Source organism: Massilia sp. BSC265, assembly GCF_000740675.1.
GTDB lineage: Bacteria > Pseudomonadota > Gammaproteobacteria > Burkholderiales > Burkholderiaceae_D > Telluria.
Map to the genome: position 1 here is coordinate 1 of NZ_JPXI01000010.1, position 16,063 is coordinate 16,063.

Sequence of the window (16,063 nt, forward strand, 5' to 3'; positions counted from 1 at the left end):
GGCCAGGTCGGGCAGCACCACCACGAATTCGTCGCCGCCCTGGCGCGCCACGGTGTCGCTCTCGCGCAGGCTGCCGGACAGGCGGCGCGCGATCTCGACGATCAACGCGTCGCCGGCATCGTGGCCGAGGCTGTCGTTGACATGCTTGAAGCGGTCCAGGTCGATGAACATCACCGCCACCTGGCGGCCGCTGCGGTGGGCCTGCACGATGGCCTGGCCCAGGCGGTCCTGCATCAGCACCCGGTTGGGCAGGCCGGTCAGGGCGTCGTGGTTGGCCAGGCGCAGCAGCGCTTCCTCGGCCTGCTTCTGGCGCTGGATGTCCTTGATGACGCAGATGAAACGCTGGTTGCCGTTGGCGTCGCGCATGCTCGAGACGTTGACGCTGACCCAGACCCGGACGCCGTCGCGCCGGATCAGGCGCCTCTCGCGCTGGTAGTCGCTGATCTCGCCGGCTTTCAGGCGCGCGATCTGGGCCAGCTCGTCGGGCAGGTCGTCCTCGCAGGTGAGCTGCTGGAAGAAGCGCTGCAGCAGCTCGATCTCGGAATAACCGAGGATCTGCGACATCTTGCTGTTGGTGCGCAGCACCCGGCCGTCGCTGCCCAGCAGCGCGATGCCGACCGCGGCCTGGTTGAAGGTGAGGCGGAAGAATTCCTCGCTCTCCTGCAGGCGCAGCTTGGCCTTGCGGCGGAAGGTGATGTCCTGGCCGATCAGGAGCAGCATGTAGCTGCCGTCCTTGCGCGCGCGGCGGATGTTGAAGTCGACGTAGCGCACGCCGTCGGCGCGGTCGTCGAGCGTGACCAGCACGTTGTCGTGGCGCGCGCCCGAGGCCAGCGCCTCGGCGGCGCGGTTGCACAGCTCCGGGCAGGGAATCAGTTCTTCCAGCGCAGGTTTCTGCTCGAGCAGCAGGCTGTCGGGCGCGCCCAGCAGGTCCGACATCGTGCGGTTCATCGAGTGCACGCGCAGCTCGGCATCGATCACCAGCAGGCCGGCCGGCATGCCGTCGATGACCTGCTCCAGGTAGTTCTGGTTCTGCAGGCTGGCGCGCTGGCTGGCATGGGCATAGGTGTCGAGCGCCAGGCCCATGTCGAAGCAGACGATCTTGTGTACGGCATCCATGGCGGCGTGGAAGCGTTCCGGCTGCCCTTGCAGGCGCCGCCACAGCAGGCCGCTCAGTTCGGACAGGTACTTGCGGTAGGCCCCGATGTACCACTTCGGATCGAGCCCGATGCGCTGGTGGGTCGCGCCCACGCGCAGGCGCTCGCGGATGTAGTCTTCGCCATACTCGCCGGCCGTCAGGCTGCTGAAGTAGGCCGCCTGCACGTGGCGCAGGCGCGCCTCGGCGCCGTCGCCCAGCATGCCGCGCAGCTTCGGGAAGGACATCAGGTGCGCGTAGAAGCGTTCCGAGAAACCATCGCGGTGGCATTCGAGCAGCTCGTGCACGTCGCGCAGCGCCGCGACGTCGGCCTCGCCCAGCTCCAGGTAGGCCTTGCGCGCCTCGACTTCCTCGCGGTCGAGCCCGATCTCGCGGGCCAGCTCGTCGAACAGGTCGTGATGGCCGTTCATGGCCGGCCTCCCGCACATCCGGGGCGGCATCGATGCAGGGTCATCATGGGAGGCTCGAATAAGAATATTTACACTTGGATAGATTGGTTGCATGATAGCAATAGACCCGCCATGAATCGAGCAAATATTCACGGATAATCACGTCTGTTGTGAATTGACCATAGATCCAGTGTCGTTTTGTTACTCACAGTAAATAAACGCTTGGCATTGCTCAAGATGCGGCCCGATCGTCAGCGCACAGTAGGCTGGTCCACATCGCCGAAGGAGCCTGCCATGCGCCACCCTCCCTGCCGCCTCTGCTGACCTCGTTGTTGCCGCTGTTGCCTGCCCTGCTGCTGGCGCTGCCTGCCCTGCCCGTGCTGGCACAGGAGGTGAGCGTCACGGTCGCGCCGGTACGCGAGAAGTTCGCCCGCAGCGACGAGGTGCTGGTGCGCGTCACCCTGCACAACAACAGCGCCACGCCGCAGTTCCTGCTCAAGTGGCATACCCCGGTGGCGGGCGTGCAGGCGCCGCTGTTCGAGGTGCTGCGCGACGGACAAGCGGTGCGCTACCTCGGCATCAAGGTCAAGCGCCCTGCCCCCGGCCCGGACGACTACCTGCGGCTGGAACCGGGCGCCTCGCTGAGCAGCACGGTCGAGCTGTCGGCGCTGTACGAGATGAACGTGACCGGCCCCTACCAGCTGCGCTACCGCACCGCATCGAGCGGCCTGTTCGCCGCGTCCGGGATACGTCCGGTGCCCGGGGCGCTGGCGTCCAGCCAGGTCGGCATCTGGATCGACGGTCGCCTGCCGCGCGGGACCGGGACCCCGGCCAGGCAGCTTGCCAACGGCGGCGGACTGGAATTCAGCAAGTGCTCGAACGCGCAGCAGGAGCAGCTGGTGGCGGCCGTGGAAGCGGGCAAGGCGATGACGATCGACGCCCACAACTACCTGCTTGCCGGTACCGGAGGCGCGCAATACGGCGCGCGCTACGGCACCTGGTTCGGCGCCCCGGATGCCGGCCGCGCCGCCACCGTGAACACCAACTTCGCGGCGATCCGCGACGCCTTCGAGACCAAGCCCCTGAAGATCGACTGCGGCTGCAAGGAAAACTATTTTGCTTACGTCTACCCGGCCCAGCCCTACGCAATCTACGTCTGCAAGGCGTTCTGGACGGCTCCCTTGAGCGGCACCGATTCGCGCGGCGGCACCCTGCTGCATGAGCTGAGCCATTTCGACGCGGTCGCCGCCACCGACGACCACGTCTACGGCCAGCAGGGAGCGGCCGAGCTGGCAAAGAGCGCCCCGGCGCGCGCGGTCAGGAATGCCGACTCGCACGAGTATTTCGGCGAGAATAGCCCGGCGCTGAATTGAAGGCAGGGTGGGCGGGTCCCCCGCCCACGCGGTGATAGTTGGGATTTGAGGAGCCGCACGGGCAGCATTGCCGTGATTTGACCGCGTGGGCGGAAAATCCGCCCACCCTACAAAAGCGCACAGGGCCGGCATTGCCGGCCCTTGTCATGGGCTGAAGCTGAACTTCACCGGCGCCGCCGGGCTGTGCTGGACGGCGTCGAGCCGGGCCACGTCGGCCAGCCACGGACCGTCGTAGCGGATCTCGTAGCCCTGCCTGCCTTTCTTGAAGGCGTAGGACGGCGTGATGTCGATGGTGTTCATGTGCATGGTGTTCGACTCCACCGGCTGGTAATCGGCAGCGGTGAGCGCGCCGCGCTTGACCATCATGCCGGTGTAGCCGACCGGATCCCCCTTGGCATCGCGCAGGTCGAAGCGGCGGCCGGTGATCTCGTCGCCGGCAGCGACTTCGCGCGGAATATAGATGGTGGTGTCGCCGCGGTTCTCGACCAGCAGGCGCACCCTGACCTTGCCGCCACCGGTTTCGACTTCGAGCTGGTGGCGCACCCGGGCTTCCTTCTCCTGTGCGCCGACGACGCCGGCGGCGCTCACCATGGCCCCGAGGACCAGCAAGGCCGGCGGTAGACAAGGTCTTGCATGCATTCCCACTCCTTGAAATATTATTTCAAACGGACTGCAGAAACGAAATTTTATTTCACCCATTATTGTGCCCCGACGGGCAGCGGTTCCGGCGTCGCAGCCAGGATCATCACGGCCACGCGCCGGTTGCGCGCCTGGTTGGCGGGCGTGTCGTTGGGCGCCACCGGACGCGTGGCGCCATGGCCGATGGCCGACAGGCGCACGTCCTGCACCCCGTTCTCGATGAACAGGCGCACCACGCTGGCCGCGCGCACCGCCGACAGTTCCCAGTTCGAGGCGAAGCGCTCGTTGGTGATCGGCAGGTTGTCGGTATGGCCCTCGACCTCGATGCGCTGCGGCGCATGCTTCAGCAGCCCGGCCACCTGGCCCAGCACCTCGCGCGCATCCTGCTGCAGCACGGCCTCGCCCTGGGCGAACAGCACGCTGGCATTGAGTTCGATGCCGATCCCGCGCGCATTCTGCGTTACCCGCACCTGGCCCGATTTCACCAGCGGCATCAGGGTGGCCGTCAGATCGCGGGCCAGCACCTCCATGCGCTCGCGCTCGCGGCGCGCCGCCTCCTGGCGCTTGCGGTTGACGATGTGCGACAGCGGCAGTACCGGCTCGACGCTGGTATGTGCCTGGGGAGCGAGGCTGCGTCCGCCGAAGGCGTCGCCCAGGGCTTCGGACAGCACCGCATACTTGCCCTCGTTGACGATCGAGATCGCGTACATGACGACGAAAAAGGCGAACAGCAGCGTGATGAAGTCGGCGTAGGAGATCAGCCAGCGCTCGTGGTTTTCCTGGATGCCGTCGTCGTAGCGTTTGCGCGCCATGGGCCTGTGCCGATCAGTGGCGCGTGAGCAGGCTCGCCACCCGTTCGTCGACCACGCGGGTGTGGTCGCCGGTGGCGAGGTCGTGGAAGACCTCGGCGAGGATCTCGTACTGGGCCACCTTGTCGCTGACGATGGCCTTGAGCTTGTTCCCGACCGGGTAGAAGAACAGGTTGGCCAGCCCCACGCCATACACGGTGGAGACGAAGGCCACCGCGATGCCGGAACCCAGGCGCGAAGGGTCGGACAGGTTTTCCATCACGTGGATCAGGCCCAGCACCGCGCCCAGGATGCCGATGGTGGGCGCATAGCCGGCGGCCGATTCCCAGATGCGCGCCGCCTGGCGCTGCGAGAATTCGTAGGCGTTGATGTCGTTCTCGAGCAGGTTGCGGATCTTCTCGGGCTGGATGCCGTCGACCACCAGGCGCAGGCCCTTCTGGATGAATTTGTCCTTGGTGCCCATGTACTGCTCGAGCGAGAGCAGGCCGTCGCGCCGCGCGGACAGGCTCCACAGCGCGATCTCGCGCGAGAGCAGGTCGCGGCCCGACTTGGGCGGGAAGAACACCCAGCGCAGCATGCGCAGGCCCAGCATGAAGCTGCGCCGCTCGCTCTGCAGCAGCACGGCGCCGAAGGTGCCGATCACCACGATGGCGAAGGCGGACGGATGGACCAGCGAAGCGAACTTGCCGCCGTCCAGCGTATGGCCGATGAAGATGCCCGCGATCGCGAGCACCAGGCCGGCTACGCTGGCCCAGTCCACAATTGCTCCCGCAGCGCCGCGCGCAGGCGCGACACGGCCTGGGTGTGCAGCTGCGACACCCGCGACTCGCTCACGCCCATGACGGCGCCGATTTCCTTCAGGTTGAGTTCTTCCTCGTAGTAGAGGCCCATCAGCATCTTCTCGCGCGGCGGCAGGGCGTCGATGGCGTCGATCACGGCCTGGCGGAAGCCGGTATCGAGCAGGCTGCGCAGCGGGTCGGCGTCGTCCACCGCATGGCGGTCGAGGAAGCTGTCGCCGCCCTCTTCGCCGGCCTCGTGGAAGTCTTCGTAGTAGAGCAGCTGGTGGCCGCCGCCGTCGGACAGCATCTCCTGGTAGTCGGCCAGCGACATTTTCAGCGACTTGGCGATCTCGGATTCGCTGGCCGGACGGCCCAGGCGCTGCTGCAGCGCTTCCATCGCGGCTTCGACCTTGCGCATGTTCTGGCGCGTGCTGCGCGGCATCCAGTCGCTGTTGCGCAGCTCGTCGAGCATGGCGCCGCGGATGCGCAGCACCGCGTAGGTCTCGAACTGGGCGCCGTGGTTGTCTTCGTAGCGGTTGATCGCGTCCAGCAGGCCCATCATCCCGGCCTGGATCAGGTCATCGACTTCCACCGAAGGCGGCAGCTTGGCCTTCATGTGGTGGGCAAGACGCTTCACCAACGGCATGTGCTCCGTCAGCAAATGGTTCTTGTCCGCTTTCCCTTTGACCGTGTACATGCGTTTCGCTTATCTGTTTTTCTCTTGTAGGGTGGGCGGGTCTTCCCGCCCACGCCGTCAACCGGCCGTGCCGCTGCCTGTGCGGCTATTCCTATCTCACCTATCACCGCGTGGGCGGGACACCGTGATCTGGTCTACTGGAACAGATCACCCCTACGATTATCCCCGTCCCAGCCCAGGCACCGCGTGCAACGCGAACCTGCCCGCCAGGCGCCGGAACGCCACCGACGCCCCTGCCAGCGGGAAGGCATCGACCACCGCCCGGCCCAGGCGCGCGGCCCGGTGCAGGTACTCGTCGGCCGGCACCGAGCCCATCGAGCTCAGGCTGACCGCCAGGTAACGTGTTGCCGCAGTAGACATATTATCGTATACCACCTTGGCCTCGGCCTCTGTCGCCCCGGTCACGAGGATACCGAAGGGCCGGCGGCCCAGCTGCTGGGCCAGACGCTTGATCAGCGCATAGGCATTCGTGATCGAGGCGGCGGACGTGCCGACCTGCACCACGATCTCCGAGCTCGCCATCAGCGGCAGCGGGAATTCGCCGTCGGGGCCGAGTTCGCCGTCGACCATCACGATGCCGGCCTGCTTCACCAGCACGTCGAAAGTCTTGGCCAGGCGTCGCGCATCATTGCTACCCTGCGGGCTGCCGAGCGTAGCGACCGAGAAGCCCTGCGGCACCGCGTGCAGCACCTGGTTCAGGCCGCACTCCTGGCGCGCCACGTTCGCCAGCGTGGCGGCGCGGCTCAGGCCGAGGCGGCGCGCCACGCCGTAGTCGCGTTCGCAGGCATCGACAATCAGGACCTCGTTGCCCAGCTGGGCCAGCGAGGCGCCCAGGTTGACCAGCATGGCGCCCTTGTCGTCTTCAGGCGTGGCGGAGAGAAACGTGACGATGCGCGGGCGCGGGCCCTGCAGCATCCGGCGCAGGCCTTCGGCCTGGTCGAAATCGAAACTAGCCAAGGTGCACCTCGCGCAGGCTGCGGTCCGCATTTTGTCCGACCGCGGCGGCGGCCATCATCAGCGGCAGGTCGGCGTCGCCGAATTGGGCCGACGCGTTACGGTTGTTGCGGAAGGCGCGGTCGATCAGCATGGCGCGGTCGGCCAGGTGCAGGTCTTCCGGCACGCGCTGGCCGTTCGAGATGTAATGCAGGTTCAGCTTCTGGCGGATCACGACGTCGAGCACGTTGCCGATCGAAGCGGCTTCGTCCAGCTTGGTCATGATGCAGCCGGCCAGGCCCGAGCCCTGGTAGGCGCGCACCACTTCGTTCAGGGTCTCGTTGGTCGAGGTCGCGTTCAGGCACAGCAGGCGCTTCACGTCGGCGCCGGATTCGCTGAGCATGGCCACCTGTTCCGTCACCATCTGGTCGCGCTGCGACATGCCGATGGTATCGATCAGGACGGTGTGCTTGTTCTTGAGTTCCTTGAGGGCGATGCGCAGGTCGGCCTCGTCCTTCACCGAGTGCACCATCACGCCGAGGATCTTGCCGTAGATGCGCAGCTGCTCGTGGCCGCCGATACGATAGGCATCGGTGGTGATCAGGGCCAGCTTGTCCGGGCCGTGGCGCATCACGCAGCGCGCGGCCAGCTTGGCGGTGGTGGTGGTCTTGCCGACGCCGGTCGGGCCGACCAGGGCGAACACGCCGCCGCGGTTCAGGAGATCGTCCTCGTTGGCGATGGTGGTGAGGTTGCGGGCCAGGACGGTCTTGATCCAGCGGAGGGCTTCGGCCGCATCCTTCGTGGCCGGCATCTTGTCGATCAGGTAGCGCGCCAGGGTGGCCGAGAAACCGGCAGCCAGCATCTCGCGCAGCACGGCGGCCTTCTGCGGCTCGCGCTGCTGGGTCGCGTTCCAGGACAGCTCGGCCAGCTGGGTTTCCATCAGGCCGCGCATGGCGCGGATCTCGTTCATCATGCCGCTCATTTCAAGAGCGGCCGATTCCTTGGCCTGGGCGATGGCGGCGCTCATCATCTGGCTCATGGCGGCCATGTCGATCGTCGCTTCTTGCGCCGGGGCGCGGCGGTTGACGTAGGTCGGCGGGATTTCCGGTTCGATGGCGGGCGCTGCGCGGCGTTCCACATAAGGCTGGCCGGCGAAGGGATCGAGCCTGGGTGCTGCGGCGCGGGACGCGGCCTGGCGTGGTTCCGGTTCGCGTGCGGCGCCAGGTGCAAAGGCGGCTGGCGCGCGGGCGAAGACCGGCTCAGGATCAAAGTCGTTGTCGAAAGCCTGGAAGCTCGGCGCCTGCGGCTCTTCGATGGCCGGGGAAGCCAGCGCGGCGACGTCGTCGTTGTCCAGTGCCAGGATCTCGACCACGCCGTCGACCGGACGGTTGGAGAGGATGACCGCGTCAGGGCCGAGTGCCTCGCGCACCTTGCGCAAGGCGTCACGGGAAGTAGCCGCTGTAAATTTCTTCACGTTCATCGTTTCTCTCCGCACTTCGTTCAGCTGTACTGTTCTAGTCGTTGCGGGCGCAGTTGCCCGTCCATAGCCAGCATTATTGGCGATGCCGCAAGGAAACCATCGGAGGAATAGGAAGGGGAATCGGGCCTAATTCAAGACCGAGACAATGATGAAGATGTGACCCGTGCGACACAAAAAGTGCTATTTAGGTAACATCATGCGCGCCCTAGATAACTGTTATTCGTAGCGCGAATACAACGCCGGATCCGTCCTGACAATATGTTGTTAGAACTCAATTGTCTCAGATTGTAACTGTGACGAATTTGAGGCATACTCGATCAAGCCAGGTTTCCGGAACAACAATGAAAGGCCCTACAGATGAAATTCAGGATACCGAAGCGTCAGGCCGGCATGTCTGGAGAAGCCTTTTTGACCACCTGCTGCAAGACGCTCGACAGCAGCATCCCTGCCCTGAGAACGGCATGCCTGATCGCGGGCGTCATTGCCGCAGGCCTGCGTCTAGGTAGTGTGGGAGATTTCCTGTTCGTCACAGGATTGTTGTTACACTTCTCGATCTGGTTCGAGAACTGGTGGGTACAGCGGCGACACCGCTGATACCGGCCACCGCGGGCCGGTATCGCGGCGTGCAAATCAGGAAGACGAAGAAGCGTTGGCGCTGGCCGAAACGGCATCTGCGCCGGCACGACCGGCAACACCCCAACGGCCCCGCACAAGACGGCCATACACTGCAATGTAGAGCGCAAGCTGCGCCACCACGATCGCCAGGCTGACCGGCGCCGATGCGCCGGCAATCACACTCACCGCCACGCACATTGCCACTGCAGGGGCGATGAAGCACACTACACCCGCATTGCGGTTCCACGGACGGGACGCGTCACGGCGGACATGTTTATAGACGAGCCTGCGGAACACCAGCGTATGCAGGTGCAGCGCATCCGGTGCGCCTGGACTGACGTTCTGGATCACGCGACGGCGGTACATGCTGAACAGCACCTCGATGACCGGATAGCCGCAGATCGCCAGGACCTGCCATGCGTTCACCGACGGGTTGCGCACCAGAAGGAGCACCGCCATCTCCGACACCAGGAAACCCAGGAAATAAGCGCCGCCATCACCAAGGAACAGCTTACCGAACGGATAGTTCAAGGCCAGGAACCCGAGGGTCGCGCCGATGCACAGTGCGCCGACCGCCACCACCAGGTTGTCGCCATGCTGCAGGCCGACAGCAGCCAGGCCAGCCGACATGATGATGATCGTGCTTCCCGACAGGCCATTGAAGCCGTCGATGATATTGATGGCGTTCGAGCCGCCTGCGACGACCACGGCCGTCACGATGATGGCGAACGGGGCGAATACCAGCAGGGAATCTACGCCCCATATGTCAAGTTCGGTAAGGGTAGCACCCAGCGCGGCGCTGGCAATCAGCGCACTCATCGCGGTTGCCGCCAAACGCACCCGCACGGACACGCGTTTCGTGAAGTCTTCGATCAAACCTGCGAGGAAGGCCGGCAGGCTTGCGAGCAGCAGCAGGCGGATGTCGGCCGAATGCATGGGATCGATGCCGGCCGGGGCCAGCATCTGGAACAGCGCCAGTCCAAGCAGGACGCCTGCAATGACACCAATGCCGCCGATGCGTGGCACGGCGGTCGTATGCACCTTCTGCACACCATCCAGGTCATGATCGTGGGAGAGTTTGCCGTGCCACTTCTGCGACAGGACGATGAGCAGACAAACTGCAAAACTCACAGCCAACGCGGTCAAGCCAAGCCCAAATTGATGATATTCCAGCATTATTTATCGCAAAGACACCGAACGTGTTCAATCCAACTGAACAACGTTGGCTGATCGGGAGGTGGTTGTAGATGAGCCGCGATGACATCACGGCTTGGGAAACTTATTGTTTTGCTTGTAGAGCAACCAGAATGTTATCACAAATCAACGGGTTAAGTTGATTTTAGGAACCAACAACCGGCCCCATATGGGGGGGATGATTCCAAAAAGAGACAAACAGGTGAGGTTTGGAAAAAGCCGACGGCACGGCATTATCAGATTGGCACTCCGACTTGATTCCCGACAGTTAGGGGGCCTTACCGAAGAGCCGCCTCGCACGGCCCTCCCCTCTTACATCGGCACGCCCACCAAGCTAGTCACCCGAATCGTCTTCGTCTCCGGAATTTCGTTGTGCGACAGCACCTTCAACTGCGGCACTGCGCGACGCAGGAAGCGCGACAACAGCACCCGCAGCGGGGCCGGTACCAGCAGCACCGGGCTCAGGCCCATCTGCTCCTGCTGGGCAGCGGCATTGGCTGCCTGCTGGGCAATGGTATCGGCCAGGCCCGGCTCGATACCGGTACCGTCCCCACCCGCCCCCATCGCCTGCATCAAGAGGCGCTCGAGGCGGTTATCGAGGGTCATCACCGACAGCTCGTTGGTGCCCGGGAACAGCTGCTGCACGATCGCCCGGCCCAGCGCCACCCGCACCATGGCGGTCAGCTCGTTCGGATCCTGGGTCTGGCCCGCGTACTCCGACAGGCACTCGATGATGGTGCGCATGTCGCGGATGTGCACGCCTTCCAGCAGCAGGTTCTGCAGCACTTTCTGCAGGGTCGACAGCGACACGACCTTCGGCACCAGGTCTTCCACCAGCTTCGGCGCCGCCTTGGCCAGGTGGTCCAGCAGGTCCTGGACTTCCATGCGGCCCAGCAGTTCCGAAGCGTGGGTCGTGATCAGGTGGTTCAGGTGGGTGGCCACCACGGTGCCGGCGTCGACCACGGTGTAACCCAGGCTCTGCGCCTCGTCGCGCAGGCTGGCGTCGATCCAGGTAGCCGGCAGGCCGAAGGCCGGATCGGTGGTCACCAGGCCCGGTAGCGTGCCGCTGGCCATGCCCGGGTTGATCGCCAGGAACTGGCCGTTGATCGCTTCGCCGGTGCCCACTTCCACGCCCTTGAGCGTGATGCGGTAGGCCGAGGGCTTGAGTTCGAGGTTGTCGCGGATGTGCACCGGCGGCGCCAGGAAGCCGACTTCTTGTGCAAATTTTTTGCGGATGCCCTTGATGCGCTTGAGCAGTTCGCCGCCCTGGGTCTTGTCGACCAGCGGGATCAGGCGGTAGCCCACTTCCAGGCCGAGGGTGTCGACCGCCATGACGTCCTGCCAGGTCGCCTCTTCCGATTCCGGCGCGGCGGTGGCACCGCTCGCGGCAGTGGCAGCCGCCGCTTCGGCCGCGGCGGCCGCTTCCTTGGCCGGCGCCTCCTTCTTCCGCTTGGCGATCAGCCAGCCGCCGCCGCACAAGGCGCTGCCCAGCAGCAGGAACACCAGGTTCGGCATGCCCGGGATCAGGCCCAGGGCAAAAATGATGCCGCCGGTGATATACAGGGCTTCCGGACGCGCAAACAGCTGGTTGGTCACCTGGCTGCTGATGTCGTCCTCGTTGGCCACGCGCGACACCACCATACCGGCCGCGATCGAGATGATCAGCGAGGGGATCTGCGCCACCAGGCCGTCACCGATGGCCAGCAGCGTATAAGTTTCGGCGGACTGCCCCATCGACAGGTCGTGCTGCACCACGCCGACAATCAGGCCACCGATCACGTTGATGAGGGTGATCATGATGCCGGCGATGGCGTCGCCCTTCACGTACTTGGACGCACCGTCCATCGCGCCGTAGAACTCGGCTTCCTGTGCAACCTCGCTGCGACGCTTGCGGGCTTCGGCTTCGCCGATCAGGCCGGCGTTCAGGTCGGCGTCGATCGCCATCTGCTTGCCCGGCATCGCATCCAGGGCGAAACGCGCGCCCACTTCTGCGATACGGCCCGCGCCCTTGGTCACGACGGTGAAATTGATGATGGTGAGAATGACGAAGACGACGATACCGACCGTGAAGTTGCCGCCAATGAGGAAGTGGCCGAATGCTTCGACCACCTTGCCCGCGGCTGCGCCACCGGTATGGCCTTCGGTGAGCACGATACGGGTAGAAGCGACGTTGAGCCCCAGACGCAGCATCGTCGAGATGAGCAGGATGGCCGGGAAGGCCATGAAATCGAGCGGCTTGACCGTGTACAGGGCTGTCAAGAGGACGATAACGGACAGCGCGATATTAAAACTGAAGAGCACGTCCAGCACGAAGGCCGGCAGCGGCAGAATCATCATCGCCAGCAGGACGACGATGAAGATCGGGGCGGCGAGCGCGCTGGCGCCCCGTGCCGCGAGCCCGTTCGTCCATGCCGGCAGTTTGATGCTGTTCATTAGTGCAATGCTCCGCTATTCGTATTGGTGCTTTGGTGCCGATTACGGCTCGTCTTGTAGGGTGGGCGGATTCTCCGCCCACGCGGTGATAGTTGTAGCAAGATCATCCCCACGAAAGCAGCGCGACTACCACTCACCGCGTGGGCAAGAAACTTGCCCACCCTACAGTTTTATCATTACTGCAAGAGCCCATTGTTTGCCCCAGGTCCCTTGTAAGCCGGGTCGTTCGGGTCCATCTCAGCCGGCACCGGCAGTTTCGTCGGACGATCCGGGTAGTTGCCCTCTCCCTTCTTGTAGGCGCGCAGCTGGTAGACATAGGCCAGCACTTCGGCCACGGCTGAGAACAGCTTTTCCGGGATCTCTTCGTCGATGTCGGTATGCTTGTAGAGCGCACGGGCCAGGGCCGGCGCTTCCAGCATGGTCACCTTGTGTTCAAGGCCGAGCTCGCGGATCTTGGCCGCGACCTCGTCGACACCCTTGGCCACCACCCGCGGCGCGCCCTTCTGACCGTCGGCGTACTTGAGTGCCACGGCATAGTGGGTCGGGTTGGTGACGATCACATCCGCAGTAGGCACATTCTGCATCATACGGCCGCGCGCCATTTCGCGCTGCATCTGGCGAATCTTCCCCTTAATCTGCGGATTGCCGTCCGACTCCTTCGACTCCTGGATCACTTCCTGGCGCGTCATCTTCATCTTGTCGTGGTAGTGGTACAGCTGCCAGGGGCCATCGATGGCGGCAATCACGCCCAAGGCGCCGGTAATGAACAGGAAAGCCTTGGCCACCAGCTCGCCCACATGGGCGCTGCCGGCGTTCAGCGGTTCGACCGCCAGGCCGATCACCGCATCCTTCTGGCTCATGATGACCACCCAGGCCACGGCGCCGACCACCAGGGTCTTGGCGACGGCCTTCAACAGTTCGATCAGCGCATTAGTGGAGAACATGTTGCCGATGCCCTTGATCGGGTCCAGCTTCATGAAGTTGGGCATGAATGCCTTGGACGAGAAGTTCCAGCCGCCGATTAGCAGCGGCGACGCGAGCGCCACTAGCATGATCAGGCCGGCCAGCGGCAGGCAGGCAAGCAGGACCGCCACCAGGTCGGTGGTGATGCGTTCGATCAGGACGCTGGGGTTGTAGACCTGGTCGCGGCTGAGCGACAGGCCGGACTGCATGGCCTGCTCCAGCTTGCCGATCAGCGAGCCGCCGGTCATCCACAGGCCGGCGCCGGCAGTCATCAGGACGGTGAAGGTGGCAATTTCGCGCGAGCGGGGGACGTCGCCTTCTTCACGGGCTTTCTCTAGCCTTCTGGGTGACGCTGGTTCTGTTTTTTCTGCGTCGCTGTCGTCCGCCATCTTGCTTTCCTGCCTTGTCGTTCGTGACTAGTACAAGTCAGCATTGTCGCCGATATTGCCGTACACCCATACCTCAAATAGGGGACCAAAGTGCCCTGTATTCATCGGGCGCCGTCTGGACAAACCGGTTGCATGCTGACATCGGCGCCATATGCGTTCTGCATGAACTTACCTTTGGGATATGCCGTTGCAGCAAGGGTGTGTAAAAATGTAACGAGCAGTTCCTTTTTTTAATGCAAGGAAATGTTTTGGTAATATAATGTGCTTGCAAAAGTAGCACTCCGCACTTCTGTAATTTTGAACAAACAAGGACTCCACATGAAAAAGCTTCTCGTCGCTAGCGCGATCTTGAGCCTGCTGTCGACCCAAGTGCTGGCCCAGACCGCCGCACCTGCCGCAGCAACCAACACTGCCGCTACCAGCACCGCTGGTACCGCTGGTACTGCTGGCGCCACCGGCACTGCCGGTGCTGCTGGCACTGCAGGTGCCGCTGGCGCAGCAGCTGGCACCGCCAGCACCGCTGGCTTCCTGGGCGGCACCGCCCTGGCCGGCCTGTCGACCACCACCCTGGTCGCCATCGGCGCCGCTGTTGCCGCTGTCGGCGTTGCTGCTTCGGACAGCGACTCGAGCACCAGCCACGCAGCTACGACCCACCACTAATCGTTTTAGCAGAGTGCTTTCCAGCACTTTGTCGAGAATGATTGAAAACGGCCGCTTTGCGGCCGTTTTTATTCTGAAGTAATTACTTTGCCGTGTAAAAGGCCGCTGTTGGCGCTCTAATCGAACAAATCAGCCTGTTCCAAAGACCGGCCTGAAGCATCCTTTGCTGCCAGCTGGGGAGTAAAATCGATCGGCCATTCGACAGCCACAGTTGGATCGTTCCACATCAGGCTGCGCTCATGCTCCGGATACCAGTAATCCGTGGTCTTGTAGAGGAACTCGGCTGACTCGCTCAGCACGACAAAACCATGCGCGAATCCCGGCGGAACCCATAGCTGACGATGGTTGTCTGCGCTCAGGATTTCCCCCACCCATTGTCCAAAGGTTGGTGACGATTTCCGCAAATCGACCGCAACGTCAAAGACACTGCCTTGCACCACACGCACCAGTTTGCCTTGGGCATGCTGGATCTGGTAGTGCAAGCCGCGCAATACGCCTTTCGCCGACTTGCTGTGGTTGTCTTGTACAAAGTCAACCACCAAGCCCGTGACCTTCCTAAAGTCCTGCGCATTGAAGCTTTCAAAAAAGAAGCCTCGCGCGTCACCAAACACTTTCGGGGTTAACACCAGCACGTCGGGGATGTCGGTTGGGGTAACGGTATATGGCATATCGAATTACTTCAGGAGATTCAACAGATAACGGCCATAGCCGTTCTTGGACAGGGGCGATGCTAGCTTTTGCAGGTCCGCAGCATTGATCCAGCCTTGACGGTAGGAGATTTCTTCTGGACAAGCGACCTGTAGGCCCTGTCGCTTCTGTAATGTAGCAATGAAGCTTGCTGCTTCCAGCAGGCTGTCGTGGGTACCTGTATCCAGCCAGGCGAAGCCTCTGCCCATGATCTCGACGTCCAGCATCCCGCGAGAGAGGTAGCATTGGTTCACATCGGTGATCTCCAGCTCGCCACGTGCGGATGGCTTGATATCGGCGGCGATATTGCACACGTTGTTATCGTAGAAATACAGCCCAGTCACCGCATAATGCGACTTTGGCACCTTCGGTTTTTCCTCGATACTGATGGCGCGCTGCTTGGCATCGAATTCGACCACGCCATAGCGTTCCGGATCATGCACGTGATAGGCGAAGACCGTGGCCCCATCGATACGGTCGTTAGCGCTGTGCAGTTGCTTGACCAGGTCGTGTCCGTAAAAAATATTATCGCCCAACACCAAGGCACTTGGATCGTTGCCGATGAAGTCCCGCCCGATGATGAATGCCTGCGCCAGACCGTCAGGCGAAGGCTGCACCGCATACTGGATATTCATGCCCCACTGGCTGCCGTCACCGAGCAGTTCCGCAAAGCGCGGGGTGTCGTGCGGCGTGCTAATGACCAGCACGTCGCGAATACCACTCAGCATCAAGGTGCTGAGCGGGTAGTAGATCATCGGTTTGTCATACACCGGCATCAGTTGTTTACTGACGGCCTGGGTCACCGGATAAAGCCGTGTTCCGGAGCCGCCGGCGAGGATGATTCCCTTGCGTTTGGAATTGGACATTGTT

General features: G+C 63.3%; 15 protein-coding genes. 3 read left to right on the forward strand and 12 right to left on the reverse strand.

Annotation, left to right across the window (positions count from 1 at the left end):
• On the reverse strand, positions 1-1,563 hold a 1,563-nt coding region (locus MA09_RS00885), incomplete at its 3' end, for a diguanylate cyclase domain-containing protein (protein WP_036244476.1).
• Positions 1,564-1,874: 311 nt separating this feature from the next.
• On the opposite strand from MA09_RS00885, the gene MA09_RS00890 reads away from it, so the two are divergent.
• Positions 1,875-2,915 carry a M35 family metallo-endopeptidase gene (locus MA09_RS00890; RefSeq protein WP_229440511.1) on the forward strand — a complete coding sequence of 347 codons (1,041 nt, stop codon included), beginning with the start codon at positions 1,875-1,877 and terminating at the stop codon, positions 2,913-2,915.
• A 144-nt stretch (positions 2,916-3,059) separates the two neighbouring features.
• Here the strand turns inward: MA09_RS00890 and MA09_RS00895 are convergent, their stop codons facing one another.
• The 6 genes from MA09_RS00895 to flhF form a co-directional block, all read right to left on the reverse strand.
• Entirely contained in the window at positions 3,060-3,554 is a 495-nt protein-coding gene (locus MA09_RS00895) for a hypothetical protein (protein WP_036244478.1), read from the reverse strand.
• A gap of 59 nt (positions 3,555-3,613) precedes the next feature.
• Positions 3,614-4,366, reverse strand: a complete 753-nt coding sequence (gene motD, locus MA09_RS00900; RefSeq protein WP_036244479.1) for a flagellar motor protein MotD — start codon at positions 4,364-4,366, stop codon at positions 3,614-3,616.
• A 13-nt stretch (positions 4,367-4,379) separates the two neighbouring features.
• Entirely contained in the window at positions 4,380-5,123 is a 744-nt protein-coding gene (locus MA09_RS00905; protein ID WP_036244480.1) for a flagellar motor protein, read from the reverse strand.
• Positions 5,105-5,839 (reverse strand): RNA polymerase sigma factor FliA, encoded by a 735-nt coding sequence (locus tag MA09_RS00910; protein ID WP_036244481.1) that lies wholly within the window; start codon positions 5,837-5,839, stop codon positions 5,105-5,107. Before MA09_RS00910 ends, MA09_RS00905 begins: the two co-directional genes overlap by 19 nt.
• A 159-nt stretch (positions 5,840-5,998) precedes the next feature.
• Complete coding sequence (locus MA09_RS00915; RefSeq protein WP_036244483.1) at positions 5,999-6,796, reverse strand: antiactivator of flagellar biosynthesis FleN protein; 798 nt, start codon at positions 6,794-6,796, stop codon at positions 5,999-6,001.
• On the reverse strand, positions 6,789-8,252 hold the full coding sequence (flhF, locus tag MA09_RS00920) for a flagellar biosynthesis protein FlhF (protein ID WP_036244484.1): 1,464 nt from the start codon (positions 8,250-8,252) through the stop codon (positions 6,789-6,791). The genes MA09_RS00915 and flhF overlap by 8 nt, the downstream gene beginning before the upstream one ends.
• Before the next feature lie 357 nt (positions 8,253-8,609).
• Here flhF and MA09_RS00925 point away from each other — a divergent pair, with 357 nt between their 5' ends.
• Positions 8,610-8,846: a hypothetical protein gene (locus MA09_RS00925; RefSeq protein ID WP_036244485.1), complete on the forward strand. Its 237-nt coding sequence runs from the start codon at positions 8,610-8,612 to the stop codon at positions 8,844-8,846.
• Between the two features lie 36 nt (positions 8,847-8,882).
• Here MA09_RS00925 and MA09_RS00930 read toward each other — a convergent pair whose 3' ends face one another.
• The 3 genes from MA09_RS00930 to flhB all read right to left on the reverse strand — a co-directional run bounded on the left by MA09_RS00930 (position 8,883) and on the right by flhB (position 13,846).
• Positions 8,883-10,043, reverse strand: coding sequence for a glycosyltransferase (locus MA09_RS00930; protein ID WP_081897350.1), 1,161 nt, complete (start codon positions 10,041-10,043; stop codon positions 8,883-8,885).
• 330 nt (positions 10,044-10,373) lie between these two features.
• Positions 10,374-12,494: a flagellar biosynthesis protein FlhA gene (flhA, locus tag MA09_RS00935; RefSeq protein ID WP_036244487.1), complete on the reverse strand. Its 2,121-nt coding sequence runs from the start codon at positions 12,492-12,494 to the stop codon at positions 10,374-10,376.
• A gap of 176 nt (positions 12,495-12,670) precedes the next feature.
• A complete protein-coding gene (gene flhB, locus MA09_RS00940; protein WP_036244490.1) occupies positions 12,671-13,846 on the reverse strand; it encodes a flagellar biosynthesis protein FlhB in 1,176 nt (391 codons plus the stop codon).
• Positions 13,847-14,164: 318 nt separating this feature from the next.
• Between flhB and MA09_RS24415 the strand changes: the two genes are divergently transcribed.
• Positions 14,165-14,506 carry a hypothetical protein gene (locus tag MA09_RS24415; RefSeq protein WP_036244491.1) on the forward strand — a complete coding sequence of 114 codons (342 nt, stop codon included), beginning with the start codon at positions 14,165-14,167 and terminating at the stop codon, positions 14,504-14,506.
• A 116-nt stretch (positions 14,507-14,622) separates the two neighbouring features.
• On the opposite strand, the gene rfbC is transcribed toward MA09_RS24415, so the two are convergent.
• Both rfbC and rfbA read right to left on the reverse strand, forming a co-directional pair.
• Positions 14,623-15,174 carry a dTDP-4-dehydrorhamnose 3,5-epimerase gene (rfbC, locus tag MA09_RS00950; protein ID WP_036244492.1) on the reverse strand — a complete coding sequence of 184 codons (552 nt, stop codon included), beginning with the start codon at positions 15,172-15,174 and terminating at the stop codon, positions 14,623-14,625.
• Positions 15,175-15,180: 6 nt separating this feature from the next.
• A complete protein-coding gene (gene rfbA / locus MA09_RS00955; RefSeq protein WP_036244493.1) occupies positions 15,181-16,059 on the reverse strand; it encodes a glucose-1-phosphate thymidylyltransferase RfbA in 879 nt (292 codons plus the stop codon).
• Positions 16,060-16,063: the final 4 nt, after the last annotated feature.